The 24,745-nt window shown below is 52.8% G+C and carries 23 protein-coding genes; 6 read left to right on the top strand and 17 right to left on the bottom strand.

All coding sequences use genetic code 11. The annotated features are described in order from the left end of the window. Nucleotides 1-46: 46 nt before the first annotated feature. Both citZ and DSM465_RS0103130 read right to left on the bottom strand, forming a co-directional pair. Nucleotides 47-1,165 (bottom strand): citrate synthase, encoded by a 1,119-nt coding sequence (gene citZ / locus DSM465_RS0103135; protein ID WP_008880857.1) that lies wholly within the window; start codon nt 1,163-1,165, stop codon nt 47-49. 266 nt (nt 1,166-1,431) lie between these two features. After that, complete coding sequence (locus DSM465_RS0103130) at nt 1,432-1,887, bottom strand: DUF441 domain-containing protein (protein ID WP_008880858.1); 456 nt, start codon at nt 1,885-1,887, stop codon at nt 1,432-1,434. A gap of 93 nt (nt 1,888-1,980) precedes the next feature. Here DSM465_RS0103130 and ytvI point away from each other — a divergent pair, with 93 nt between their 5' ends. Continuing rightward, nucleotides 1,981-3,099: a sporulation integral membrane protein YtvI gene (ytvI, locus tag DSM465_RS0103125; RefSeq protein WP_029760614.1), complete on the top strand. Its 1,119-nt coding sequence runs from the start codon at nt 1,981-1,983 to the stop codon at nt 3,097-3,099. Nucleotides 3,100-3,152: 53 nt separating this feature from the next. On the opposite strand, the gene pyk is transcribed toward ytvI, so the two are convergent. The 6 genes from pyk to dnaE all read right to left on the bottom strand — a co-directional run bounded on the left by pyk (nt 3,153) and on the right by dnaE (nt 12,081). Then, nucleotides 3,153-4,916: a pyruvate kinase gene (pyk, locus tag DSM465_RS0103120; protein ID WP_008880860.1), complete on the bottom strand. Its 1,764-nt coding sequence runs from the start codon at nt 4,914-4,916 to the stop codon at nt 3,153-3,155. Nucleotides 4,917-4,943: 27 nt separating this feature from the next. Next, nucleotides 4,944-5,903 carry a 6-phosphofructokinase gene (pfkA, locus tag DSM465_RS0103115; protein ID WP_008880861.1) on the bottom strand — a complete coding sequence of 320 codons (960 nt, stop codon included), beginning with the start codon at nt 5,901-5,903 and terminating at the stop codon, nt 4,944-4,946. 185 nt (nt 5,904-6,088) lie between these two features. After that, entirely contained in the window at nt 6,089-7,066 is a 978-nt protein-coding gene (gene accA, locus DSM465_RS0103110; protein WP_008880862.1) for an acetyl-CoA carboxylase carboxyl transferase subunit alpha, read from the bottom strand. Beyond that, nucleotides 7,051-7,923: an acetyl-CoA carboxylase, carboxyltransferase subunit beta gene (gene accD / locus DSM465_RS0103105; protein WP_008880863.1), complete on the bottom strand. Its 873-nt coding sequence runs from the start codon at nt 7,921-7,923 to the stop codon at nt 7,051-7,053. The genes accA and accD overlap by 16 nt, the downstream gene beginning before the upstream one ends. A gap of 75 nt (nt 7,924-7,998) precedes the next feature. Beyond that, a complete protein-coding gene (locus DSM465_RS0103100) occupies nt 7,999-8,616 on the bottom strand; it encodes a FadR/GntR family transcriptional regulator (RefSeq protein WP_008880864.1) in 618 nt (205 codons plus the stop codon). Nucleotides 8,617-8,799: 183 nt separating this feature from the next. Then, nucleotides 8,800-12,081, bottom strand: a complete 3,282-nt coding sequence (gene dnaE / locus DSM465_RS0103095) for a DNA polymerase III subunit alpha (protein WP_029760611.1) — start codon at nt 12,079-12,081, stop codon at nt 8,800-8,802. A 113-nt stretch (nt 12,082-12,194) separates the two neighbouring features. Here dnaE and DSM465_RS0103090 point away from each other — a divergent pair, with 113 nt between their 5' ends. Then, on the top strand, nt 12,195-12,536 hold the full coding sequence (locus tag DSM465_RS0103090) for a YtrH family sporulation protein (protein ID WP_008880866.1): 342 nt from the start codon (nt 12,195-12,197) through the stop codon (nt 12,534-12,536). Beyond that, a complete protein-coding gene (gene ytrI / locus DSM465_RS0103085) occupies nt 12,533-13,036 on the top strand; it encodes a sporulation membrane protein YtrI (protein WP_008880867.1) in 504 nt (167 codons plus the stop codon). Before DSM465_RS0103090 ends, ytrI begins: the two co-directional genes overlap by 4 nt. A 125-nt stretch (nt 13,037-13,161) precedes the next feature. Here ytrI and DSM465_RS0103080 read toward each other — a convergent pair whose 3' ends face one another. Beyond that, nucleotides 13,162-14,109 carry a DHH family phosphoesterase gene (locus DSM465_RS0103080; protein ID WP_008880868.1) on the bottom strand — a complete coding sequence of 316 codons (948 nt, stop codon included), beginning with the start codon at nt 14,107-14,109 and terminating at the stop codon, nt 13,162-13,164. Nucleotides 14,110-14,209: 100 nt separating this feature from the next. Here DSM465_RS0103080 and DSM465_RS0103075 point away from each other — a divergent pair, with 100 nt between their 5' ends. Further along, a complete protein-coding gene (locus DSM465_RS0103075) occupies nt 14,210-14,518 on the top strand; it encodes a YtpI family protein (RefSeq protein ID WP_008880869.1) in 309 nt (102 codons plus the stop codon). 185 nt (nt 14,519-14,703) lie between these two features. Here the strand turns inward: DSM465_RS0103075 and DSM465_RS0103070 are convergent, their stop codons facing one another. The 3 genes from DSM465_RS0103070 to DSM465_RS0103060 form a co-directional block, all read right to left on the bottom strand. Next, nucleotides 14,704-15,066 (bottom strand): nuclear transport factor 2 family protein, encoded by a 363-nt coding sequence (locus tag DSM465_RS0103070; protein ID WP_008880870.1) that lies wholly within the window; start codon nt 15,064-15,066, stop codon nt 14,704-14,706. A gap of 200 nt (nt 15,067-15,266) precedes the next feature. Beyond that, nucleotides 15,267-16,574: a CBS domain-containing protein gene (locus DSM465_RS0103065; protein ID WP_029760610.1), complete on the bottom strand. Its 1,308-nt coding sequence runs from the start codon at nt 16,572-16,574 to the stop codon at nt 15,267-15,269. Nucleotides 16,575-16,835: 261 nt separating this feature from the next. Beyond that, entirely contained in the window at nt 16,836-17,516 is a 681-nt protein-coding gene (locus DSM465_RS0103060) for a metal-dependent hydrolase (RefSeq protein WP_008880872.1), read from the bottom strand. Nucleotides 17,517-17,656: 140 nt separating this feature from the next. Between DSM465_RS0103060 and DSM465_RS0103055 the strand changes: the two genes are divergently transcribed. After that, the gene (locus DSM465_RS0103055; protein WP_029760609.1) at nt 17,657-18,751 is read left to right on the top strand and encodes a M24 family metallopeptidase; all 1,095 of its coding nucleotides are present in this window, start codon (nt 17,657-17,659) and stop codon (nt 18,749-18,751) included. 152 nt (nt 18,752-18,903) lie between these two features. Here DSM465_RS0103055 and ald read toward each other — a convergent pair whose 3' ends face one another. The 3 genes from ald to DSM465_RS19520 all read right to left on the bottom strand — a co-directional run bounded on the left by ald (nt 18,904) and on the right by DSM465_RS19520 (nt 21,286). Next, nucleotides 18,904-20,019, bottom strand: a complete 1,116-nt coding sequence (ald, locus tag DSM465_RS0103050) for an alanine dehydrogenase (protein ID WP_029760608.1) — start codon at nt 20,017-20,019, stop codon at nt 18,904-18,906. A gap of 91 nt (nt 20,020-20,110) precedes the next feature. Continuing rightward, nucleotides 20,111-20,875, bottom strand: coding sequence for an SDR family oxidoreductase (locus DSM465_RS0103045; protein WP_011887965.1), 765 nt, complete (start codon nt 20,873-20,875; stop codon nt 20,111-20,113). Between the two features lie 267 nt (nt 20,876-21,142). Next, nucleotides 21,143-21,286 (bottom strand): hypothetical protein, encoded by a 144-nt coding sequence (locus DSM465_RS19520; protein ID WP_008880876.1) that lies wholly within the window; start codon nt 21,284-21,286, stop codon nt 21,143-21,145. Nucleotides 21,287-21,397: 111 nt separating this feature from the next. On the opposite strand from DSM465_RS19520, the gene DSM465_RS0103035 reads away from it, so the two are divergent. Further along, a complete protein-coding gene (locus DSM465_RS0103035) occupies nt 21,398-21,844 on the top strand; it encodes a universal stress protein (RefSeq protein WP_029760607.1) in 447 nt (148 codons plus the stop codon). An 85-nt stretch (nt 21,845-21,929) separates the two neighbouring features. Here the strand turns inward: DSM465_RS0103035 and argH are convergent, their stop codons facing one another. Both argH and DSM465_RS0103025 read right to left on the bottom strand, forming a co-directional pair. Further along, nucleotides 21,930-23,309: an argininosuccinate lyase gene (gene argH, locus DSM465_RS0103030; RefSeq protein WP_029760606.1), complete on the bottom strand. Its 1,380-nt coding sequence runs from the start codon at nt 23,307-23,309 to the stop codon at nt 21,930-21,932. A gap of 49 nt (nt 23,310-23,358) precedes the next feature. Beyond that, nucleotides 23,359-24,579 carry an argininosuccinate synthase gene (locus DSM465_RS0103025; protein ID WP_008880880.1) on the bottom strand — a complete coding sequence of 407 codons (1,221 nt, stop codon included), beginning with the start codon at nt 24,577-24,579 and terminating at the stop codon, nt 23,359-23,361. Nucleotides 24,580-24,745 lie beyond the last annotated feature (166 nt).

Genomic DNA, 24,745 nt, shown 5'->3' with positions numbered 1-24,745 from the left:
TATTGAAAAGGCGTGAAGGTTGGCCTTCAGCGCCTTGTCCACTTGTTTAACCGCGCTGTTCAATCGGCACGTACACTTGCTTGCTCGGGCCGGTGTACTCCGCACGCGGACGGATGAGACGGTTGTTGTCATATTGCTCTAAAATGTGGGCTAACCATCCCGATGTCCGGCTGACGGCAAAAATCGGCGTAAATAAATCATGGTCGATTCCTAAACAATGGTAAACCGAGGCGGAATAAAAGTCAACGTTCGGCGGCAACGCTTTTTCCGATGTGACGATTTCTTCAATCTTCGTCGACATTTCATACCAGTGCGGTTCACCAACAAGCTTCGTCAGTTTTTCCGACATTTTTTTCAAATGCTTGGCGCGCGGGTCGCCTTTCCGGTAGACGCGGTGGCCAAACCCCATAATTTTCTCTTTATTGGCCAGTTTTCCGCGGATGTACGGCTCAACGTTGTCGATCGTGCCGATTTCCGTCAACATTTTCATGACCGCTTCGTTCGCCCCGCCGTGAAGCGGCCCTTTCAAGGCGCCGATCGCTGCAGTAATGCCAGAATAAATGTCCGACAGCGTCGCCACGCAGACACGCGCCGTGAACGTCGATGCGTTCAGCTCATGGTCAGCATGCAGCACGAGTGCCTTGTTGAACGCTTCCTCCGCAATTTCATTCGGCTCCTCACCGGTGAGCATATACAAGAAATTCGCAGCAAAGCTTAAATCTTTGCGCGGCGCAACCGGTTCCAATCCTTTGCGCACGCGGGCAAATGCGGTGACGATCGTCGGGATTTTCGCCTGCAGGCGGATTGCTTTCCGGTAGTTTGCCTCTTTCGTCATAACATCCGCCTCTTCATCATACAGGCCGAGGAGCGAAATCGCCGTGCGCAACGCGGCCATCGGATGCACTTTATCGATCGGGTATAATTTAAAATGCTCAATGATTTCGTTCGGAATCTCCGCATTCTCCGCAAGCTGCTGCTTCAGTTCCGCCAGTTGCTCTTTTGTTGGCAGCACCCGATGCCAAAGCAAATAAATGACCTCTTCGAAGGAAGCGTTTTCGGCTAAATCATCAATGTTATAGCCGACATACGTCAATGTATCATCGATGATCGAGCTGATGCTTGAGGTTGTCGCCACAACCCCTTCTAAACCGCGGGTTACTGTCATACGAATCTCCCCTTTTCTTCATAATTCCTGCCTTGCCACTAGACGGCTGGTGAGCGCTTGCTCGAAATGGATGCAAAAACAGACATACACAAGAAAGTGCTTACATTGACACATCGGCTGCCGCCTTGTTGTGACAACGCTACATGTCGCTTGGGCCGAAAACTAGCTTACGCCTATTATTATAAACAATTATCAGATTTTTGTGAACGGTAATGCATCCATTTGTCAAAAGATTATTACACAGGAATAATGATCCTCGCCCAGCTTCAAAAATATTCTACCATTTTTATAACCACATAGGCAATTCCTGCGCCAATTAATGGTCCGACTGCCACCCCGTGAAACAGCGATACGGCAATGACCGTACCCAACACAAGTGAAGCGGTGATGTGCGGGTCACTGGCCAAAAGCGTCACCCCTCCTTTGGCAATTAACGCCACAAAAATGCCAGATAAGAGTGCAATCCAGGCCGACGCCGACTGCAGCGAGCCGATGAGCTGCTTAAACCCGATCTCTCCGGTGGCAATCGGCGCCAACACTGCAACCGTAATGACCGTAACCCCCCAGTTGATTCCTTTCGCCTGAATGGCCGGCAACAGCCGCGCTTCCAACCCGAACAGTTTGATGGCCAACAGCACCGCAATGGCGATGATGAGCGACTGATTTTTTGCGATCACCCCGATCGCCAAAAGCAAAAGCAAAAATAATACTGGTTCATTCATAAGCGTCCGTCCTTTCCTATGAAACTTGTCTTTTTGCTTCTTCGTAAAGAAACATGTAATATATCAGTATGGAAAACCGTTGGGGGTGAAACATTGTCCCGAGTCTATATCGACCGTTTTTTGCGCTTTCTCATTGTCATCGCCGTCGTTGTGTTGGGCCTCATGGCCGCCTATTATGTCTCGACGGTGACGTACCCGTTTATTATTGCCTTTTTTATCGCTCTTCTCATCAATCCGCTCGTCAATTTTTTGGAACGAAAGACGAAAATGCCGCGCTGGCTCGCCGTCAGCGTGACGCTGATCGTCCTGTTTGCCGCTGTTGCGGGAATCGTGATTCTGTTAATTGCCGAAATCGTTTCGGGAACGCAATACTTGGCCGACGTCGTGCCGGAAAAATTCCAGGCGCTCATCGCGTACATGGAGTCGTTTGCGGCCAATCAGCTCATCCCACTCTATCAAGACTTAGCCGTCCTGTTTAAAAGTTTAAATGATAATCAGCAGGATACAATCATGCAAAACATCCAGGCGGTCGGAACGCAAATTGCGACGACAGTCGGCGAATTCATCCAGCGCGTGTTGCAAAACATTCCGCAGCTCCTCGCCTGGCTGCCGAACGCGGCGACAGTTTTTATTTTTTCGCTGCTCGCTACCTTTTTCATCAGCAAAGACTGGCACCGTCTCATGCGGATGGTACAGCAATGGCTGCCCGCGAAAGCCCGCACAAGCGGAAAAACGGTGTTTCTTGACTTGAAGCGGGCGCTGTTTGGCTTTATTAAAGCACAGGCGACGCTCATTTCGATTACGACCGTCATCGTGTTGATCGGCTTGCTCATTTTGCGCGTCGATTACGCTATTACAATCGCCTTAATCATCGGATTCGTCGATATTTTGCCTTACTTAGGGACGGGGATTGTGTTCGTGCCTTGGATTATTTACGCGGCGGTCAGCGGCGACATCCCGTTTGCGATCGGGCTTGGCGTTTTGTATATCGTCGTGCTCGTCCAGCGGCAAATTATGGAGCCGAAAGTTCTTTCCTCATCGATCGGTCTCGACCCGCTCGCGACGCTCATTGCCTTGTTTGTTGGTTTCAAGCTGCTCGGCTTTCTCGGCTTGATCGCTGGCCCGGTCATTCTCGTCATTATCCGCACGCTCCATAGTGCCAACGTCTTTCACGACATCTGGCGTTTTATCATCGGTAAACCATCCTCATAAAAACAGCCTTGGCTTTATGGCCAAGGCTGTTTTTTCGATCATAAAAAACGATATTACAAGACGCTTGCGTGGCCGCGGTAGACAGCACCAAACCCTCCGTCGACCGTAATTTCTTGCCCGTCTTTAAACAAGCTTGTCGCATTGTTCACCCCGACAACGACAGGAATGCCAAGGCTTAGGCCAACAACCGCGGCATGGCTTGTCAATCCGCCTTCCTCGGTAATGATCGCCGACGCCTTTTCAATTGCCGGCATCATATCGGCATCGGTGTTGATGGTGACTAAAATGCCACCCTCGACCATTTTTTGACACGCTTCTTCCGCTGTTTTCGCCACAACGGCCTTGCCAAACGCCGACTTGCGGCCGATGCCTTGTCCTTTCGCGATCAAGTCGCTGATGACGTGCACTTTCATTAAGTTCGTCGAACCGGTCTCACCGACCGGAACCCCGGCGGTGATGACGACTAAATCACCGTGCTTCACCAAACCGGAACGCACCGCGGCATCGACGGCGACATCGAGCATTTCATCCGTCGTGTTCACATGCCGCGCTTCTTTCGTATAGACGCCCCATACGAGCGCCAACCGGCGCGATACCGCTTCGTTTGAGGTGACAGCAATAATCGGTGCTTTCGGGCGGTATTTCGCCACCATTTGCGGCGTTTTCCCGCTCACCGTCGGCGTGACGATCGCTGCTACATCTAAATTTAAGGCTGTATGAGCGACTGACTGCCCGATGGCATCGGTAATCGTCGTCGCGCTTTCTTTTGTGCGCTGGGACAAAATATCGTGGTGCTCAAGCGCCTGTTCGGTGCGGAGTGCAATTTGGTGCATCGTTCTGACCGCTTCAACTGGATATTGACCAGCCGCCGTTTCCCCAGAAAGCATGACAGCATCTGTGCCGTCAAAAATGGCGTTGGCGACGTCACTTGCTTCCGCCCGCGTCGGCCGCGGGTTGCGCTGCATCGAATCAAGCATTTGCGTCGCTGTAATGACCGGCTTGCCGAGCATATTGCACTTTTTGATCAACAACTTTTGGATGAGCGGCACTTCCTCAGCCGGAATTTCGACGCCTAAATCACCGCGGGCCACCATGAGGCCGTCGGCTGCTTCTAAAATTTCGTCGATGTTGTCGACGCCTTCTTCATTCTCAATTTTGGCGATAATTTGGATATGGAGGGCATCGTTCGCTTCAAGCAGCTCGCGAATTTCGAGCACATCGGACGCTCGGCGAACGAACGAGGCAGCGATAAAGTCGATTCCTTGACGAATGCCAAACAAAATATCGGCCCGGTCTTTCTCGGTAATCCCCGGCAAGTTGACGCGTACACCCGGGACGTTGACCCCTTTTTTGTTTTTCAACACGCCGCCGTTTAAAACGGTCGTGATAATTTCTCCGGCTTGCTTGTCAACTGCATTGACCTCAAGGGCGATCAACCCATCGTCGAGCAAAATTTTCGACCCGACAGATACGTCATCGATCAATCCCGGATAAGTGACCGAGATCTTTTCTGGCGTGCCGAGCACTTCGCTCATCGAAATGACCAGCTTCGCTCCTTCTCTTAGTTCGATCGCGCCGTTTTCCATATTGTGCGTCCGGATTTCCGGGCCTTTCGTATCAAGCAAAATGGCGACCGTTTTGCCCGTTCGCTGCGCTGCCTCACGAATGTTGGCAATGCGCCGTCCATGTTCCTCGTGATCGCCATGCGAAAAATTCAGGCGTGCTACGTTCATTCCCGCTTCAATCAGTTGTTCAAGCTTGTCCACACTTTCACTTGCCGGCCCAATGGTACAGACGATTTTCGTTTTCCGCTTCATCGTTTCCTCTTCCTTTCCCCTCGGGAATTAGATGGACAATTCTTTCGACAGTAAGTACATCCGCTGATCGACGGTATGTTTCTGCGCTAACGCTTCGGCAATGTCATGGTCGACAAGCTGGTTTTGTTGAATGCCGACGCAGCGTCCTCCTTTTCCTTCCAACAGCAACTCTACCGCACGGGCGCCAAGACGGCTAGCTAGCACACGGTCAAACGCTGTCGGCGACCCGCCGCGCTGCACATGGCCTAAAACAGTGACGCGCGTTTCAAATCCGGTCGCCTCTTGAATTTGCCGGCCGAAGTCAACACCGCTGCCAACCCCTTCAGCAACGATGATAATGCTATGTTTCTTGCCACGCTCATGGCCGCGTTTCAACCGGGCGATGACGTCGTTCATATCGTAGTCCGCTTCTGGAATTAAAATCGTTTCCGCCCCGCCAGCAAGACCGGACCATAAGGCGATGTCGCCGGCATGACGACCCATGACTTCGATGACGTACGTCCGTTCATGTGAGGTTGCCGTATCACGAATTTTGTCAATGGCATCAATGACTGTATTCAGCGCCGTATCAAAACCGATCGTAAAATCCGTACCTGGAATGTCGTTATCAATCGTTCCTGGTACCCCAACGCACGGAAAACCATGTTCAGTCAGCTTTTTTGCCCCTTGGTACGAACCGTCGCCACCGATGACGACAAGCCCTTCAATGCCATGCTTTTTCAACTGTTCAATCCCTTTTTTCTGCCCTTCTTCTGTTTTAAACTCCGGACAGCGAGCCGTATATAACATGGTGCCGCCGCGATGGATAATATCACCGACATCGCCGACTTCCAACTTTTTAATGTTGCCGGCAATCAGCCCCGCATAGCCGTAGTAGACGCCATACACTTCCACGCCGTGATAAATCGCCTTGCGGACGACGGCACGAATGGCGGCGTTCATCCCCGGCGAGTCGCCGCCGCTTGTCAATACACCAATCCGTTTCATGATTTTCCACCTCATTTACATGGAATTCAACACGTCCGACCTCATACGTCTGTCGCTCTTGAACATTCCTAATGTACCATGAACATCTAAGGAACACAATATCGAAGCCCTCACTGAAATGGCTTACATTAATGAATTTTTCTAGACAGAATAAAGCTGTCCCACAAATGGAGACAGCTTTTTCCTTATCTTGCCCGAATCGTTTCTTGTAAAAACGATACTTGGCCCATTTGTTTAAATTTTTCATAGCGCTGTTCAACGAGCGCCTCACCGTCGAGCGCCAACAGCTGCTTCAGCGAAGCGCGCAGCACGCGGTCAATTTCTTTCGCCTGCTCGTCGGCATTGCGATGGGCGCCGCCTTTCACTTCTGGAATGATTTCGTCAATGACGCCGAGCGTCTTTAAGTCATGAGCGGTAATTTTCATCGTTTCCGCTGCCCGTTGGGCTAATGACGCATCTTTCCATAAGATAGCGGCCGCTCCTTCCGGTGAAATGACCGAGTACGTTGAGTTTTCAAGCATATGAATGTGGTTACCGACACCAAGCGCCAGCGCTCCGCCGCTTCCGCCCTCACCGATGACGATGCAGACGACCGGTACCGTCAATCCTGCCATTTCAAACAAGTTGCGAGCGATCGCTTCGCTTTGGCCGCGCTCTTCAGCCGCTTTGCCTGGATAGGCGCCTTTTGTATCAATAAAGCAAATGATCGGCCGGGAAAATTTTTCCGCTTGTTTCATGAGCCGAAGCGCCTTCCGGTAGCCTTCCGGATGCGGCATGCCGAAATTGCGGCGCAAGTTTTCTTTCGTATCTTTACCGCGCTGGTGGCCAATCACCGTCACCGGAAGCCCATCATAATCCGCAATGCCGCCGACGATCGCCTCATCATCACCAAAACAGCGGTCGCCATGGCATTCGAAAAAGTTCGTAAACAGCCGCTCAATATAATCAAGCGTCGTTGGCCGCTGCGGATGGCGGGCGATTTGCACGCGATCCCACGGCGTCAAATTCGCGTACACTTCGTTCTCAAGCTTGGTGAGGCGCGCCTCCAGCTTTTCAATTTCCGACGACAAATCGACGTCTGCCGTTTTCATAAACTCTTTCAGCTCTTGAATTTTGCGGCGCAACTCGACGAGCGGCTTTTCAAATTCTAATTCCGCCACCATCCTGATTCCCCTCCTCCTGCGTGAATCGCCAACACGACGGCGAGCTTCTCCTTCAGCTCATGCCGATGAATGACGGCATCCAACTGCCCGTGCTTTAACAAAAACTCCGCTGTCTGGAAGTCTTCCGGCAGCTCTTCGCGCACCGTCTGTTCGATGACGCGGCGGCCGGCAAAACCGATGAGCGCGCCAGGTTCGGCGAAGTTGTAATCGCCAAGCGAGGCGAAGCTTGCCGATACGCCGCCCGTCGTTGGGTGGGTCATGACGGAAATAAACAAGCCCCCGTCGTTGCTGAATCGTTTGAGCGCCGCGCTCGTTTTCGCCATTTGCATCAGGCTTAGCACTCCTTCTTGCATGCGGGCGCCGCCGGAAGCGGTAAAAATGAGAAACGGCATCCGCTGTTCGTGCGCCCGTTCGACGGCGCGGGCGATTTTTTCACCGACAACCGATCCCATGCTGCCCATGCGGAACGATGAGTCCATCACCGCGATGGCAAGCGGATGGCCTTCAAGCGTCCCCTCGCCGGTGACGACCGCCTCGTTCAATCCGGATTTGCGCCGATCTGCTTCCAGTTTTTCTATATAACCCGGGAACCCGAGCGGGTTGACCGATGTCATGCCGGCGTCATACTCGCGAAAGCTGCCTTCATCAAGTACGCTTTCAATCCGTTCGCGCGCCGGCATGGGATGATGGTAGCCACAGCTTAAGCAAACGCGCAAGTTTTTCACTAATTCTTTTGTATACATGATCTTTTTGCATTGCGGGCATTTCGTCATTACGCCTTCCGGCACTTCAGGCCTCAACGGCTCGGAAGGGATTGCCGCATATTTTTTCTTTTTCACAAATAAATCTTTCCACACGAGGGAGCCCCTCCTTTGCGTTTTCGCCTCTCTACTACTTTATCGAAAATACGTACGATTGTTTGTCAAACGGTGTCAGCTCTTTTTCGACAATGGCCAGGGCCGGTGCGCCTCCCATACGGCGATGGCTTCCGCCGAATCACGCTTTTTCAATGCTGCTAGCAGCTGGTCATAAAATGAATCCGCAAGCGACGGCTTCGGCGCAAAGGCGGCCGCAAACGCGGACAACGCCCGCCAAATGCGGACAAGCAAGTAATTGCCAGCTGCTTCGGCGATCGTCTGAAAAAACCGCTCGAAATCGATCGGTTTTTGACGAACGGTTTTTTCAAGCCTTCCTATGGCTTCCTCACCTTGACGCTGACAGAAGAGTTCAAGCAACAGCCGTTCGACAAGCCATTTCGTTTCCGCCAAATCGGCTTTTGCCCGTTCATTTTCAAGCAAAAACATCGCCAGCAAATCGACTAGCTGATGGCTGCCGATCTCACACATATAGGTTCCTTCGCCGCGCCGCGTTTCAATCAGGCCGAGAAATTCGAGCGCCCGCAGCGCCTCGCGCACTGACGAACGACCGACTCCAAGCCGTTCGGCCAACTCCCGCTCCGACGGCAGCTTATCGCCGGGGGCGAGGCCATCCTGAACAATGAGACGGTGAATATGTTTCAACGTCTCAGCATACACTTTCTCGTCGTTCAACGAAGATCCCTCCCGGCGATTTACTAGCAAAAAGATTTCTAAAGTCGAAAACTGAATCTTTACCGACCTTGGGAACGATGGGTGACGAGAATCGGCGGCTTTTCCTCACTTCTCAATTCCATACTGGTCTGACCACCTAATGGTTATACGATATAATAAAATAGCGAAATAGTAAAGGGCGATTTATTTAACAGCTAGGCGACGAGCGCCGAACAAGGCGATCAGTTCATCGATCAGCGGCGCGGTCAAAGCGACGCCATACCGCTCCGGCAGGCGGAGGAGCGACCGCTTCGTCTCATCGTACAAATAAACCGGAGTGCTGCCGCGATGCTGCTCAAGCAACAGCTTCAGCGCGGAAAGCCGAGATCTGTCTGCAAGGCTCGCATGAATGTACAGCGCCGACGCCGGCAGGCGTTCCGCCCGGCGGAGGACGAGCTGGCGCCGTCCGGCGCGCATGTCCACCGTTCCGGCGAGCAGCACAAAATTCCCTTCTTCAAGCTCACCAGCCGCACGGGCATAGACGGATGGGAAAGCGACCGCCTCCAATTCTCCACTTTCATCGCTCACCGTTATAAATGCCATTTCTTCTCCAAATTTCGTTCTCGTTTTCCGTAACTCGGCGATGCAGCCGCCAACAACGACCGGCGAACCGTGCACCTCAGCCGCAGGCACCGCCCGGACCGCTTGAAATAAAGGGCGGCAGACGGCGGCTGGATGCGGAGTGACAGCGAAGCCAAGCAGTTCTTTTTCCCGCTGCCGCCGCTCGGCCGGTGACAACGGCGGCGCATCCGCATATTTCGGCTTGAGCGACAGCCCTCCGGCTTCTAAATATGGCCGCATCAGTTGCACGTGTTCGATGGCGATCTCAATACTAGCCAAAAGTGAACCCCGCTCCTCACCCAACTCGTCAAACGCACCGGCGGAAATGAGCGCCTCGAGCGCCGAACGCGCCAACCCTTTTGGCAACAGACGAACGGCAAAATCAAAAAAGTCCGCAAACGGCCCGTTCTCCTTCCGCTCATCAATGATGAGCTTCGCCGCCGAGCCGACATGCTTCACCGTTGCCAATCCCGCACGGATCGCCTCCCCTTCAACGGCGAACCGGTAGCCGCTTCGATTGACCGACGGCGGCAAAAGTGCGATGCCTTTTCGCGCCGCCTCGTAGCTATAAAGCACCATTTTTTCCCGGTCACCGGAAGCGTTCGAGAGCATGACCGCATAAAAGCAAAGCGGATAATGGGCTTTTATATACGCCAACGCATACGACAGCAGCGTATAACTGACGGCATGGCTCCGGTTGAAACCGTAATCGGCAAAGCGAACGATTTGCCGGTACAACTCTTCGGCCATCGGCGCTGGATAGCCGTTCGCTACGCAGCCGGCCACAAACGCCTCCCGGTGTTCAGCGAGCAGCGCTTTTTCCTTTTTCGCCACCGCCCGCCGGAGCACATCCGCTTTGCCAAGCGAAAATCCAGCAATCCGGGCAGCGATTTGCATAATTTGTTCTTGATAAATGAGAACACCGTATGTCGGCGCTAAAATTGGCTCAAGGTCCGGATGGAGATACGAAATCGCCTCTTCGCCGCGCTTGCGCCGGATATAAGTAGGGATCATGTTCATCGGCCCCGGCCGGTACAGCGCATTGACGGCGACGATCTCTTCCAATGTCGACGGCCGCAATTCGGCAAGTACGCGCTTCATCCCGCTTGATTCAAGCTGAAAAACGCCGCTTGTATCCCCGGCACTAAGCAGGGCGTACGTTTTTTCATCATCAAGCGGCAACGTGCGCACATCAAACGGCTTTCCCGTCTGCCTTTCGATCAGGCGCACCATTTGCCCGAGCAGAGTCAACGTGCGCAAGCCGAGAAAGTCAATCTTCAATAAACCGAGTGCTTCCAATGCCCCCATGGCGTATTGCGTGAGCGGCCACTCGCCATGGCTCGGCTGCAGCGGCACATGACGCATAAGCGGATCTGGACTGATAATGACGCCTGCAGCATGGATGGACGTATGGCGTGGCAATCCTTCCAACTTTTTCGCGATCGTAAGCCATCGCTCTCCGTCAGGGAGGGCACGGAGCGCACGGCGGAAAGCAGCGGATTCACGATGCCATTGGCTGATGGTCACGCCTTGTTTGTTCGGCAACAGCGCCATAACTCGTTCCGCTTCGCGCCCAGAGACGCCAAGCACCTTCGCCGTCTCGCGGAGCGCCGCTTTGGCGCCGAACGTGCCGAACGTAATAATTTGCGCGACGTGATCACGCCCGTATGTTTCCACGACATAGCGAATCACTTCTTCACGGCGATCATCAGGGAAATCTAAGTCGATATCCGGCACCGACACCCGTTCCGGGTTTAAAAACCGTTCAAACAAGAGCCCGTATTCGATCGGATCGACATCGGTAATCGACAAAGCGTAGGCGACGAGCGATCCGGCCGCCGAACCGCGGCCCGGGCCGGTCAAAATGCCGCGTTGACGAGCGTAGGCGAGCACATCAGCGACGATCAAAAAATAGTCGCTAAACCGCATCGTTTGAATGATGTGCAGCTCATGCTCAAGCCGCTCCCGGTAGCGCGCATCCGCCGATGGCACGCGGCGGGCGAGCCCTTGTTCGCACAAGCGGCGCAAATAGCTATCCGCCGTCTCTCCGTCCGGCACCGGAAACTTCGGCAGCCGCCAGCGGCCGAACTCGATATGGAGCTCACACTGATTGGCGATATTCATACTGTTTTCAAGCGCCTCTGGCAAGTCGGCAAACCGGCGAGCCATCTCATCCGGCGCGGCTAAATACCGCTCATCCTCTTCCGGAATATGCGCAAGCGGCACACCGTCACCAATCGCCTCCAAGCAGCGCCATGCGAGCGCATCTTCGCGCTCAACGTAGCGAACCTCGTTCGTCGCAACCACCGGGACACCGGTCTCTTCAGCCAGCCTCAACAGCGCACTTTCATACGGAGCGCGCGTCCGCTCGCCGCGCTGGATGGCTATATATAAACAGCCGGCAAACAGCTGTCGATAGCGAAGCAACGTTTCTTTGGCCTGCGCAACTTCTCCGGCTGCGAGAAACGATTCAACCCGCCCGTTCAGCCCCGGAGTGATGGCAATGATTCCACCGCTCAAGCGGCGGAGGGCGGCTTCATGAACATGCTTTTCTTCCCCCATTTGAACCGCTGTGCTTATCTCAATTAAATGGCGGTATCCTTCCTCATTGGCCGCGAGCAAGACGAGCGGAAACGCCCCGCTGTCCCCGTCAAGGACAACATCAGCCATCATGCCGATGATCGGTCGGAGCCCGTGGCGCTGACACTCCCGATAAAACGGAATGGCACCATACAACACCTGATGGTCGGTGAGCGCTAAAGCCCGGTAGCCTAGCTGTTTTGCTTTTGCCACAAGCGCCTCGACCGTGGCCGTACTTTGAAACAAGCTATATCCGCTTAACACGTGCAAGTGGACGAACGTCATTGCCATCCCTCCTTCATCCGTACACTTTACGGGCGAAAACTTCTCTTTCAGCTACATACTCCGTCCAACTTGTTGATATACATAGTAAAAGAAAAGAAAGGGCGGGGAAACAGATGAACGAAAAAGTGGCCTTTTTGCCAGCGTTTATTCAAAGCTATTTCATCGCGGTCGGCGTGCTGCTCGGCGGCGCCATCATCGGCGCGCTCGGCGCTTTTTTGAGCGGCGGCCAGCCGCTGACAGCCATGTATCGGTTCGCCGGCGATTTGCGCATTTGGGCGGTGGTGGCCGCCATCGGCGGGACGTTTGATACGTTTTATGTCGTCGAGCGGGGGCTGTTTCTTGGGGAAACGAAAGACATCGTACGGCAATTTTTGTTGATTTTGTCTGCCATGGGCGGCGCGCAAACAGGGGTAGCGATCATTACGTGGCTGACGCAGGAGCACATTTCGCCATGAGAATTTCTCCGCATTACCAATCCCCATCATGGCAGCGCTTTTTCGCCGGCGCAGCGATCGGAGCGCTGATTAGTTGGTTTGTCTTTTTATATATTTTCGGCGTCCTGCAGGAAAAACAAGCGCGGCATGTCAACGAGCTCAATGAGCAGATTGCTGATTTACAAAATGAAATTCGCATTTGGCAAGAGGACTATATCCATTACAACAAAGAAATGAAAAAAAAGCTGACCGTACAAGACGTTTCCGTCCATCTCGCCAACGCTAAGCAGTACAAGCTTGACTCGTACACGACGTTTCGCATCGAAGACAGCGTCAAAGAAGACTTGTCCCATTTAATTACAAAAGACATTGAAACAGTGTACAACAGCCGTGATTTGATCAAACGGGCCATCGAAAACAAAACGTATACGATCCACGAAAAACCATACCGTCTTCAAATTCATACACTCACGATTTTCACCATCTTAGCGGTCGAAGTCAAATTAACGCCGCTCCCGTAATCAATCTCCTGGTGGCGCGCCATTGTCCGCCGGCGGCAAAAGAGGGTGTCCCCAAAGGTCGGGACACCTTTTCTCATGACCATATCGGCGCATATGGGCTTTTTCCGGAAGAACAACTCCTTCCTTTACCGCTCGGCCCGACAGACGGCTTTCACATCTTCAACAATACGGTCAGCTTCTTCCCATGAAGCGATGGAAGCACCGGCCGCAAGCGGATGGCCTCCGCCGCCGTACTGTTTGGCGACAACATTGATGATCGGTCCTTTTGACCGGAAGCGGACGCGAATCTCCTTCTCTTCCTCAATGAAAAACACCCAGGCAACAATGCCATCGATATTGCCGAGCAATCCGACAAGCTGCGACGCTTCAAGCGGAGCAACGCCGTACTCCTCAAGAAGCGCCCGCGGCATTTTCACCGCCGCCACTCCTTCGTCGATCGTGAAATTCGACAGCACGTAACCGCTCAAACGCGCGAGCGGCAAGCTTGTTCGATACAGCCCGTCATACAACTCTGAGAGCGAAAAGCCGTACGAAATGAGCTCCCCGGCGTAACGGAACGTTTTTTCACTCGTGCGCGGAAACAAAAAGCGGCCCGTATCCCCGACAATACCGGCGTAGATTAAGCGTGCCGCCTCCACCGTCATCGTCAGCCCGTGATCTTTCCCCGCCAAATAGAACTCGTAAATCATTTCGCTTGTCGAGCTGGCTGTGGTATCGACCCACATCATATCACCGTACGGCGTGTCGTTCGGGTGGTGGTCGATTTTGATGAGTTTCCGTCCAAGCCGGTAGCGGCCGTCACAAATCCGCTCCTCATTGGCCGTATCGCAGACGATCACAAGCGCCTGTTCATACACATCGTCGTCAATGACATCCATTTTCCGCAAAAATGACAATGACGGATCATCTGTCCCGACTGCATACACCCGTTTTTCCGGAAATGACGCTTGAAGCAGCGCCGCCAATCCACCTTGCGACCCGTACGCATCCGGATCTGGACGCACATGGCGGTGAATGATGATCGTGTCAAATTGGCGAATCGCATCTAAAATTTGTCGGCATTGTTCTCTCATCGTTCTTCCCCTTTTGGATTACCTGTCATTTTCAACCGCTGGCCTTTTTTTCCGTTTCTATGTACAATGGGAAAAGAAATGGACAACGGAGGGATCATCTATGCCAGCACTGGTTATTTTCATTATATTTTCCTTTTCGTTTTACGTCTATTATAAAATCCGCTATGTCCGTGCGCAGCGCCCGATGGAGCGCCAGTTTTACTCAGCAAAATCGAGCATGGCACTTGGATTGTTTGTCGCATTGTTCGGCATCAACCAACTGTTTTTGTATTCAACAACATTAACGTACATCATCTCCGCCATTTTTATCGCCTTAGGCTTGGGCAGCGCTTGGGCCGGCTACCGCGCTTACCGTCATTATTTGCCGCAGGCGGCGCAAGAGGCGGAAGAAGCGGCGAAACGGGGATAAAAATCAAGGAGTGCACCGCAGACAGCATGGTCTAGGCGTGCGCTCCTTTTTCTCAAAAAGGTCGATGGTTGTGCAAAATGAGCGAGTTTTTCCGTTTGCCCCTCTCACTGTGCTTTTGCTGCGATTGGTTCCATAGAGTGCGATGTTTTCATCAATCTAAAGCACGTGTTCGTTTCATCGGACGGCTACCACGATTGTATGATCGTTCCTTGATGGAAAAACATTTGCCATCTCCCATCTACCTGCTTCCAAATGGAACTGCGCAACGTATGTTGCCTTCTTGTTTCATCTTTGACACGATATGTTGTTAGCACCACATGTTCTGTTAAAGGGTGTATATGAAAATCATAAAGAGTCATTTCTGTCGCACTAAGTCCACCCTCGCCAACGAAATCTTTTTTATACCAGACATTCCCCGAACTTCCGAATTCAAAAAAATCATCTGCAAGCAGCTTTTCCAACTCTGCTGGTGTTGTGCGAATGTTCGGGTCTAACAATCGTTCCTCTAATTGCTGTAAATGCTCTTTTAAGGCGAAATGATTTTCCATTTTTTTACTCCTCTCCCCCGTCTTCCATCGGTGGCGCTAAATCGTTGAGATGCCTCACTCTAGGAGCAACAGCTCCTCTCCTTCATCCTCTGGCAACATACAAACCGATATCCTCGCCTTGCTTTGCGTCCTTTCTCAGAAGTAAAAAGGGATGGTCGAATCGTTGGCATCGCCTCATCCCCTTCGTTTGCCTTCACCGTCTATCGGTCGATCAGCTGGCACATCATCATCGCCTTGCCGACGATCGCCCCTTCGTTATACACCTCGACATCTACTTTCCCGAATTTGCGCCCGAGTTCAAGCAACTTCGCCTTCACATCGACCGTGCTGTCGATTTGCACTGGCTTGATGAAGTAAATGGTTATGTTTTCCATCACTAAATCCCCGCGTTTGTACGCCCTCAGCATCCGTGCCGCCGCTTCGGTGACGATCGTCGTAAACACACCATACGAGAGCGTCCCTAAATAGCTTGTCATTTGCGGGGTGATCGCGCAGCGAAACAACGTCTCTTTGTCGCCTGACTCACGAAACTGGGCGGTGATAAGGTCTTCGATCGTCTCGCCGACTTGCGGCTGACGCTGTGCCATCTGCAGCGCTTTCAACACATCCTGTCGGCTAATAATCCCTTGCAGCCGGTGGTGATCATCCACAACCGGAAGAAGTTCGATCCCTTCCCACACCATAATGTGGGAAGCAAAAGCGACCGACGTTTTTCCATTCACCGTAATCGGCTGCTTCGTCATCACTTTTTCGATCGGCAGCTGGCGATCCATATCAAGTACGTCTTTCGCCGTCACAATCCCTTGTACTTTCCAATCGTCATCGACAACCGGGAAGCGGCTATGGCGCGTTTCCTTGTTTAATACATACCACCGCTCAATCGGGTCGTTGACGCGCAAGTACGCGGTTTTTTCCAGCGGGATAATAATATCCTCGACGAGCACAATTTCTTTTTTAATCAACTGGTCGTAAATGGCACGGTTGATCATCGTCGCCACGGTAAACGTATCGTAGCTCGTCGAGATGATCGGCAGCTGCCGCTCGTCGGCAAGTTTTTTGACGTGATCGGCCGTATCAAACCCTCCGGTGATGAGCACTGCCGCCCCAGCTTGAAGCGCCAGCTCATGCGCTTTTGTCCGGTTGCCGACAATCAACAAATCGCCCGCTCCGGTATAGCGCATCATCGCTTCCAGCTGCATCGCACCGATGACAAAGCGGTTGAGCGTCTTATACAATCCTTCTCTCCCGCCGAGCACTTGTCCGTCGACGATGTTAACAACTTCCGCATACGTCAACTTTTCAATGTTTTCCTTTCGCTTTTTCTCGATCCGAATCGTGCCGACGCGCTCAATCGTGCTCACATATCCTTTGTTTTCCGCATCCTTAATCGCTCGATACGCTGTGCCTTCGCTCACGCCCATTTCTTTGGCGATCTGGCGGACAGAAATTTTCTCGCCAATCGGCAACTGATGGATGTATTGCAAAATTTGCTCATGTTTTGTCGCCAACGGTCCTTCACCCTTTGCATATTGTTACTTTCATTATAACGGGCACAACGGCAGCGATTCAACGGGAAGGGGCTATGCGAAGGATGTGGCTCATCAAAAAACACAACCGGCAATCACCAATCACTCCAACCGCATCACCGCGCATCCACCCGTTTGACCAAAGGAGCATGTCGTCCTGTTGACAAAAAGAGAGGAAAGGTCAATTCCTTTCCCCTCAATGAACAGCGGCTAAAAGCGGTTTGTACTGCAAGGAACAGGCGGTTACAGCTCGATGCTTTCGCCCGGCTGCAAGGCGCGTCCGACGCCCGGCGGGAGAAGCGACACGAACTGTTGTGGATCTTGTGCGATCGGCGGGAACGTGTTGTAATGGATCGGCACGACCAGCTTCGCCCCAAGCCATTCGGCAGCCACCGCCGCATCTTCCGGTCCCATCGTGAAGCTGTCGCCGATCGGCAAAAACGCCACATCGATCGAATGACGCTCGCCGATCAGTTTCATGTCAGAAAACAGTCCGGTGTCACCGGCATGGTAGATCGTTTTGCCTTCGGCGGTGAACAAAATGCCAGTCGGCATGCCTAAATAAATGATTTGTTTGTCTTCTGTCACAAAGCCGGAGCTGTGAAATGCCTGTGTGAACTTCACCGTGCCAAAGTCAAATTCGCGCGCCCCACCGATGTTCATACCGAACGTCTCGACCCCTTGCCAGCTTAAATACGTCGCCAGCTCGAACGTCGCTACGACGAGCGCATTGTTCCGCTTCGCAATCTCGACCGTATCACCCACATGGTCGCCGTGCCCGTGCGTCAACAAAATGACGTCCGCTTTCACATCGGCTGCGTTCAAGTCGGTCGTTGTGTTGCCGGTGATGAACGGGTCGATCAAAATCGTTTTTCCGTTTGTTTCAATGCGAACAACTGAATGGCCATGGTAGCTGATTTTCATAGTCACATCTCTCCTTTCCACTTAAACATGGTTCGCCGCCGCGCGTTCATTTCCTTCTTTTCCCGCTTATCCATTTACAATTTGCCCGTTTCTTGGTACGCTCAAAATGAACGATAGCGAAAAAAGGAAGGAATGGAACGATGAATCAACGGCTGAAATCGTTATCATTATGGCTTCAACATCATGATGATTCATTTGCCTTCATCACGTCAAGCGCCAACGTCTTTTATTTAAGCGGATTTTGGTGCGACCCGCACGAGCGGCTGCTCGCGCTTCTCGTTTTTCCTGACGGCGAGCCCGTGCTCGTCTGCCCGCAAATGGAAACCGCCCGCGCCCGCCGGGCTGGTTGGGGGTATGCGGTGATCGGCTATGATGACAGCACCGACCCGTGGGAAGAAATTCACCGCCATCTGCAAGGACGAGCGATTAAAGCAAACACCATCGCCGTCGAGAAAAGCCATTTGTCATTCGCGCGTTTCGAGCGGCTTTCGGCGCTGTTTCCCAACGTCCAATGGCTCGACGCTGAAGAAACACTGCGTCAGCTTCGCCTTATCAAAGACGAGCAAGAAATGAAACGGTTGCGCCAGGCAGCCGAACTCGCCGACCGAGCGATTGAAATCGGCGTATCGGCCATCCGCCCCGGCGTAACAGAGCTCGAGCTCGTCGCTGTGATCGAATATGAACTGAAAAAGCTCGGCGTGGAAGGAATGTCGTTTCCGACAACCGTGCTGACAGGCGCGCGCACGGCCGATCCGCACGGCGTGCCGGGATCGGCAGCGGTCGCTTCGGGCGATTTCGTCTTATTCGATTTGGGAGTCATCGTTGACGGCTATTGTTCGGACATCACCCGCACTGTCGTCTGTCAAACGGCAAGCGACGAACAACGACTCATTTACAACACCGTCCTGCGCGCCCAACAAGCGGCGATTGATGCTTGCCGCCCGCAAACAGCTTTGGGCGCCATCGATCGCGCCGCCCGCAGCGTCATCGAACAGGCCGGCTATGGTCCGTACTTCACCCATCGCGTCGGCCACGGCTTAGGGATTGAGGTCCACGAACACCCATCCCTCCATGGCGCAAACGAAGAGCTTCTTGTCCCAGGGATGGTGTTTACGATCGAACCAGGCATTTACGTCCCCGCAATCGGCGGCGTGCGCATTGAGGATGACATCGCTGTCACCGACAGCGGGGGTCAGGTGCTGACATCGTTTTCAAAAGAACTGATCATCGTTTAACGTGCGGAGTTTAGAAACTGATTCTCTTGTCTAAACAGCGAAAGCTGCCCGCCGGCCTGCTGCAAGGCCGAGTTGGGCAGCTTTGCGGTTTATTGGCTTTGTTTCTTGCACCTTCTCTTTCGGGAATCACTGGGCGCCCCGCCACCATTTCATTACCCTAATACCTGATGAACATCCGTATACGGCATATTGTGAGCCGCCGCTACCGCTTCGTACACGATGTGCCCGTCTAGCGTGTTGATTCCTTTTAACAATGCCGGATTGTCAAGACTCGCAGCGCGGTAGCCTTTGTTGGCGATCTGCAAGGCGTATGGGATCGTGACGTTCGTAAGCGCAAACGTCGAGGTGCGCGGGACAGCGCCCGGCATGTTGGCGACGGCGTAATGGACGATGCCGTGCTTGACGTATGTCGGGTTGTCATGCGTCGTCACTCGGTCGGTTGTTTCAAAAATGCCCCCTTGGTCGATCGCAATATCGACAAGTACCGAGCCCGGGGCCATCGAGCGAACCATCTCTTCGGTGACGAGCTTTGGCGCTTTCGCCCCCGGGATCAAGACCGCGCCGACGACCAAATCTGATTCGCGCACACATTCCGCGATATGGTATGGGTTGGACATTAACGTCGTCACATGGTCGCCAAACAAATCATCCAACTCACGCAGCCGATCGGCGTTGATGTCCAAAATCGTCACGTCCGCCCCGAGGCCGACGGCGATTTTTGCTGCGTTCGTCCCAGCCGTTCCCCCACCGATGATTGTCACTTTGCCGCGTCGCACTCCGGGTACACCGCCAAGCAAAATCCCTTTGCCGCCGTGCGGTTTCTCCAAAAACTGGGCACCGACTTGCACCGACATGCGGCCTGCGACTTCACTCATCGGGGTTAATAGCGGCAGGGAGCCATTCTCCAACTGCACCGTCTCATAGGCGATGCCGACGACTTTTTGTTCAACAAGCGCTTTTGTTAGCTCTTCGGCCGCTGCCAAATGCAAATACGTAAACAAAATCAACCCAGGCCGAAAATAACGGAATTCCTCAGGCAGCGGTTCTTTCACTTTCAACACCATCTCCGCCGCCCACGCGTCTTCGGCGTTCGGTACGATCACCGCTCCGGCTTGTTCATATTCGGCATCTGAAAAGCCCGATCCGGCGCCGGCATTCGTTTCAACATAGACGTCATGCCCGGCTTTCACAAGCGTCATGACGCCAGCCGGTGTAATGGCGACACGGTTTTCATTATTTTTGATTTCTTTTGGAACGCCAATTTTCACCGTTCATTTTCCTCCTTTTTCCTTGCCACTTCCTCTTTTATTGTTCCCTGTTCAACCGGAAAGCAAACAGCAAAAGAAGACGGCATTGCGATCACCGGAAAAAGTGGCGATAGATGACGTTCGCTCCGCCGGTGACATCAATGACAGCGCCGGTGATGAAGTCCGAATCGTCTTCGCACAAAAAGGCGATGACACGAGCGATATCCTCTCCCGTCCCAGGCCGTCCGATGGGCGTTTCCTCATCACGCTTGGTGCGGGCATCTTGAATGTCCGCTTCTTTCATGTCGCCAACGATGTTGCCTGGACAGACCATGTTGGCGGTGATGCCGTATTCCGCCTCTTCGAGAGCGATCGTTTTCGTCAATGACACAAGCCCGACCTTCGCAGCGCCAAAGGCCGAACGATGCACCCATCCCGGGGCATCGGCCGCTCCTTGGAACCCATACGTAATGATGCGACCGAACCGTTGTTTCCGCATAATCGGAATCGTCCGCCTTACCAAATGGAACACCGAGCTCAAGTTGCCTTCCACCATCTCGTACCATTCATCTTCCGTATAATCGGCCAGCTTTTTCCGTTCAAAAATGTATGGTCCCGCGTTGTTAATGAGGAAATCAATGCGGCCGAACCGTTCCATGGCCGCGTCAACCAATGCCGCCAAATCGTCTTTGTTGGTCACATCGCCGCGCACAAATTGGAGACGATCGCTCGCGTCCTTATACCGTTCTTGAAGCAAGTGCACTGCCCGTTCATCGCTCCGGTAGTTAACCGTCACTGAATAACCTTTGTCCAGCAGCAGCTCCGTCACTTTTCGACCCAGCCCTTTCGCTCCAGCCGTGATTAAGGCGTGCCGCACTGTTCTCCCTCCTTGCCGCTATTCGCCTGTCTCATTTTTACTTTACTACAAACAGGAGAGAATTGGAACGCTCTGCCACCGACGTTTACGCTTAGAGAGGAGAGTGTCGGGAACACCCGTCCCACGGCAGGCTGTCAACCACGCCAGCCTCGTGCGCTCCACAGTGGGTGATGACGGATTCATCTCCCACTTATCCTCATGGGGTCGAAGTGAGGTCTTCCCGGGGCACGATGATAAAAAAATAACCATAGCGCGTTGTCGCTATGGTTATTCGCCGACTTCCCGGCGCGGGTCATAATACGATGCATCGTCATCATCAATCATACCGCTCTCATACGACTCAGTAATTTGCTGCGTAATCGTCCGTACTTCCTCCTCATCGTATGACCAGCCGTTGTACCGCTTTTCCATCATTTTTCCTCCTTGTTCACAAAATCGAAATATATGGTCTAGTTTCCCGCTAGAACGAGGAGGGTATACTACATATAGAAGTAACATTTATATCCAAGGGGAGTGGAGAACGTGACGACAACATACAAAACGATTGTCGTTGCTGTTGACGGCTCGAAAGAAGCAGAATGGGCGTTGAAAAAAGCGATCGAAATTGCGAAACGAAACAAAGCGAAGCTCATTTTATCCCATATTATCGATTTGCGCGGCTTTACGACTGTCGAGGCGCATGATTATTCTCTTGCCGAACGGTCGGAGCAGTACGCCAACGACCTGCTCGAACGTTATAAAAATGCGGTCATCGCCGCAGGACTCAACGACGTGGAGACCGACATTGAGTTTGGCTCGCCGAAAGTGAAAATCGCCAAGGACGTCGCTCCCAAATACAAAGCCGACTTAATCATTTGCGGGGCGACGGGTCTGAACGCGGTCGAGCGGTTCTTAATCGGCAGCGTATCGGAAAACATCGTCCGCTATGCAAAATGCGATGTGTTGGTCGTTCGGACACCAAAAGAATAGTGGTACGAACAAAACTCATGCACATAGAGAGAGAAAGAAACCGCACATGTTCCGGCCCTGTCCAAAAAAAGAGCACCCCGTCATGTTACAGGGTGCCTAGTCTCTCTTTCACTTTGGCGAGCGTCGCGCGCACTTCCGCAAAACCGGTTCCGCCGGCGCTGTTGCGGCGATTGACCGCCGTACGCGAATTCAACGCGTCATAAATGTCTTTTTCAAACAGCGGCGACGCTTCCTTATACACCTCAAGCGGCAAATCGGCCAAAAAAACGCCTTGTTCGATGCAATGCAAGACGAGCTTGCCGACGACCTCATGCGCTTCGCGGAACGGCATGCCTTTGGCCGCCAGATAATCGGCGAGCTCCGTAGCGTTCGAAAAGTCTTGTTTTGTCGCCTTCTCCATCGCATCCACGCGCACATTCATCGTCTCAATCATGCCGGTGAAAATTTTCAACGAACCGATGACCGTCTTCACCGTATCGAACATGCCTTCTTTATCTTCTTGCATATCTTTGTTGTAGGCAAGCGGCAGCCCTTTCATCACCGTCAACAAGGCCATTAGGTGCCCGTAGACCCGCCCGGTTTTGCCGCGGATAAGCTCGGCCATGTCCGGGTTTTTCTTTTGCGGCATGATGCTGCTGCCGGTCGCAAACGCGTCATCAAGCTCAACGAACTGAAACTCTTGGCTTGACCAAAGGATGAGCTCCTCCGCTAGCCGCGATAAGTGCATCATGAGCATCGAGCTGTTGCTTAGAAATTCGATGATAAAATCGCGATCGCTTACAGCATCTAAGCTGTTTTCGTAAATGCCTTCAAAACCAAGGAGCTCCGCCGTCCGCTGCCGGTTGATCGGGAACGTCGTGCCGGCGAGCGCCCCGGCGCCAAGCGGCGAGCGGTTGATCCGTTTCAGCGACTCGGAAAAGCGCTCATAGTCACGTTCTAACATCCACACATACGCAAGCAGATGATGGGCGAACGAAATCGGCTGCGCCCGCTGCAAATGCGTATACCCCGGCATGATCGTTTCGACATGCTTCTCGGCTTGAGACACAAGCGCCCGCTGCAGCCCGCGGATCAAGCTGAGAATCTCTTTGACGCGCTTGCGCAAGTATAGATGCATATCGGTCGCCACTTGGTCGTTCCGGCTCCGTCCGGTATGCAACTTGCCGCCGACTGAGCCGATGTCATCGATCAACATTTTTTCGATGTTTAAGTGAATGTCTTCATACGCGACCGAAAACTCCAGCTCTCCCCGCTTCGCTTTTTCGAGCAAGCGCAGAAGCCCGTCTTTTATTTTTTCGACGTCCTCGGCCGGCAAAATGCCGCACTCGCCGAGCATCGTCACATGAGCGAGGCTGCCTTCAATATCTTCTTCAACGAGCTCTTGGTCGAACGGGATCGATGCGCCAAACTCATCGACCCATTCTTCCGCTGTTTTTGTAAATCGTCCACCCCAAAGCTTTTTCACACATCACGCCGCAGAGGAATGCGACTTCCTCCTTCCTTTTCCCGATGTTTTATTGACCCGTCGACACCGATGATTTGTTTTGCTTATTCACAATGCTGTTGACTTTCGTCGGCAAGCCGTACAGCGAAATGAAGCCAACGGCTGCTTGATGATCAAATTCGTCTTCTGAAGTATACGTTGCCAATTTTTCATCATAGAGCGAGAATGGCGATTTGCGCCCTTCGACGATCGCATGGCCTTTAAACAGCTTCACACGCACAACGCCGGTCACGTTTTTCTGCGTCTCTTTCAAAAACGCGACCAACGCATCTTTGAGCGGCGAGAACCAGAGGCCGTTGTAAATGACTTCGGCGATTTTTTGCTCGATGAGCGGCTTGAAATGGGCAACTTCCCGCACAAGCGTCAAGTCTTCCAACTCTTTATGCGCTTTGATCAATGTCATGGCGCCTGGGCATTCGTACACTTCACGCGACTTAATGCCAACAAGGCGATTCTCGACATGGTCGATGCGGCCGACACCATGCTTGCCGGCGATGGCGTTCAGCTCCAAAATCATCTGTGCAAGCGGGTACGCTTTCCCGTTTAGCGTCACCGGCACGCCTTGCTCAAAGCCGATCTCGATAACATCCGGCACGTCCGGCGCATTCTCAAGCGAAGCTGTCAGCTCGTACGCCTCTTCCGGTGGTGCAGCCCACGGATCTTCCAAAATGCCGCATTCGTTGCTGCGTCCCCATAAGTTTTGGTCGATCGAAAACGGGCTATCAAGGTCAACCGGGATCGGAATGCCGTGTTTTTTCGCGTATTCGATTTCTTCCTCACGCGACCAGCTCCATTCACGAACGGGCGCGATCACGTCCAAATCCGGATTCAATGCTTTGATTGACACTTCAAAACGCACTTGGTCGTTCCCTTTCCCCGTGCAACCGTGAGCCACTGCCACCGCGCCTTCAAGCTCGGCGATTTCCACCAATTTTTTCGCAATGAGCGGGCGGGACAGTGCCGAGACGAGCGGATATTTTCCTTCATACAGCGCGTTTGCTTGCAAGGCGATGAGCGCGTACTCGTTCGCAAACTCGTCTTTGACGTCGATGACGTACGATTTGATTGCTCCGACTTTGAGCGCTTTTTCTTTCACAAAATCGAGATCTTTCCCTTCTCCAAGGTCCAAGCAGCACGCGATCACATCATACCCGCGCTCCTGCAACCACTTAATCGCCACCGATGTATCTAAACCGCCGGAATACGCCAGCACCAATTTTGGATTTGCCATGGTTGTTCCCCTTTCTTTTTCACATAAATATACTTAAACATAAATAAATATTCAATCTAATACACTATCACTTTATCAGCTTTCCAATGATTTTTCAATACTTATTCAAATAAAAGCATAAAAATTCGACTCCGAGCTGTCGTATGTTTTCGTATAATAGAAACAG

The sequence above is a fragment of the Geobacillus thermodenitrificans subsp. thermodenitrificans DSM 465 genome (assembly GCF_000496575.1).
Taxonomy (GTDB): Bacteria; Bacillota; Bacilli; order Bacillales; family Anoxybacillaceae; genus Geobacillus; species Geobacillus thermodenitrificans.
This window is presented reverse-complemented; position numbering and strand designations above follow the sequence as displayed.

What these genes read in the sequence shown, in the direction of transcription:
- citZ (WP_008880857.1), bottom strand. Translation starts at nt 1,165, where the DNA reads ATGACAGTAACCCGCGGTTTAGAAGGGGTTGTGGCGACAACCTCAAGC.
- DSM465_RS0103130 (WP_008880858.1), bottom strand. Translation starts at nt 1,887, where the DNA reads ATGAATGAACCAGTATTATTTTTGCTTTTGCTTTTGGCGATCGGGGTG.
- pyk (WP_008880860.1), bottom strand. Translation starts at nt 4,916, where the DNA reads ATGAAGCGGAAAACGAAAATCGTCTGTACCATTGGGCCGGCAAGTGAA.
- pfkA (WP_008880861.1), bottom strand. Translation starts at nt 5,903, where the DNA reads ATGAAACGGATTGGTGTATTGACAAGCGGCGGCGACTCGCCGGGGATG.
- accA (WP_008880862.1), bottom strand. Translation starts at nt 7,066, where the DNA reads ATGGTGGCGGAATTAGAATTTGAAAAGCCGCTCGTCGAGTTGCGCCGC.
- dnaE (WP_029760611.1), bottom strand. Translation starts at nt 12,081, where the DNA reads ATGACGTTCGTCCACTTGCACGTGTTAAGCGGATATAGCTTGTTTCAA.
- DSM465_RS0103090 (WP_008880866.1), top strand. Translation starts at nt 12,195, where the DNA reads ATGAACGAAAAAGTGGCCTTTTTGCCAGCGTTTATTCAAAGCTATTTC.
- ytrI (WP_008880867.1), top strand. Translation starts at nt 12,533, where the DNA reads ATGAGAATTTCTCCGCATTACCAATCCCCATCATGGCAGCGCTTTTTC.
- DSM465_RS0103080 (WP_008880868.1), bottom strand. Translation starts at nt 14,109, where the DNA reads ATGAGAGAACAATGCCGACAAATTTTAGATGCGATTCGCCAATTTGAC.
- DSM465_RS0103075 (WP_008880869.1), top strand. Translation starts at nt 14,210, where the DNA reads ATGCCAGCACTGGTTATTTTCATTATATTTTCCTTTTCGTTTTACGTC.
- DSM465_RS0103070 (WP_008880870.1), bottom strand. Translation starts at nt 15,066, where the DNA reads ATGGAAAATCATTTCGCCTTAAAAGAGCATTTACAGCAATTAGAGGAA.
- DSM465_RS0103060 (WP_008880872.1), bottom strand. Translation starts at nt 17,516, where the DNA reads ATGAAAATCAGCTACCATGGCCATTCAGTTGTTCGCATTGAAACAAAC.
- DSM465_RS0103055 (WP_029760609.1), top strand. Translation starts at nt 17,657, where the DNA reads ATGAATCAACGGCTGAAATCGTTATCATTATGGCTTCAACATCATGAT.
- DSM465_RS19520 (WP_008880876.1), bottom strand. Translation starts at nt 21,286, where the DNA reads ATGGAAAAGCGGTACAACGGCTGGTCATACGATGAGGAGGAAGTACGG.
- DSM465_RS0103025 (WP_008880880.1), bottom strand. Translation starts at nt 24,579, where the DNA reads ATGGCAAATCCAAAATTGGTGCTGGCGTATTCCGGCGGTTTAGATACA.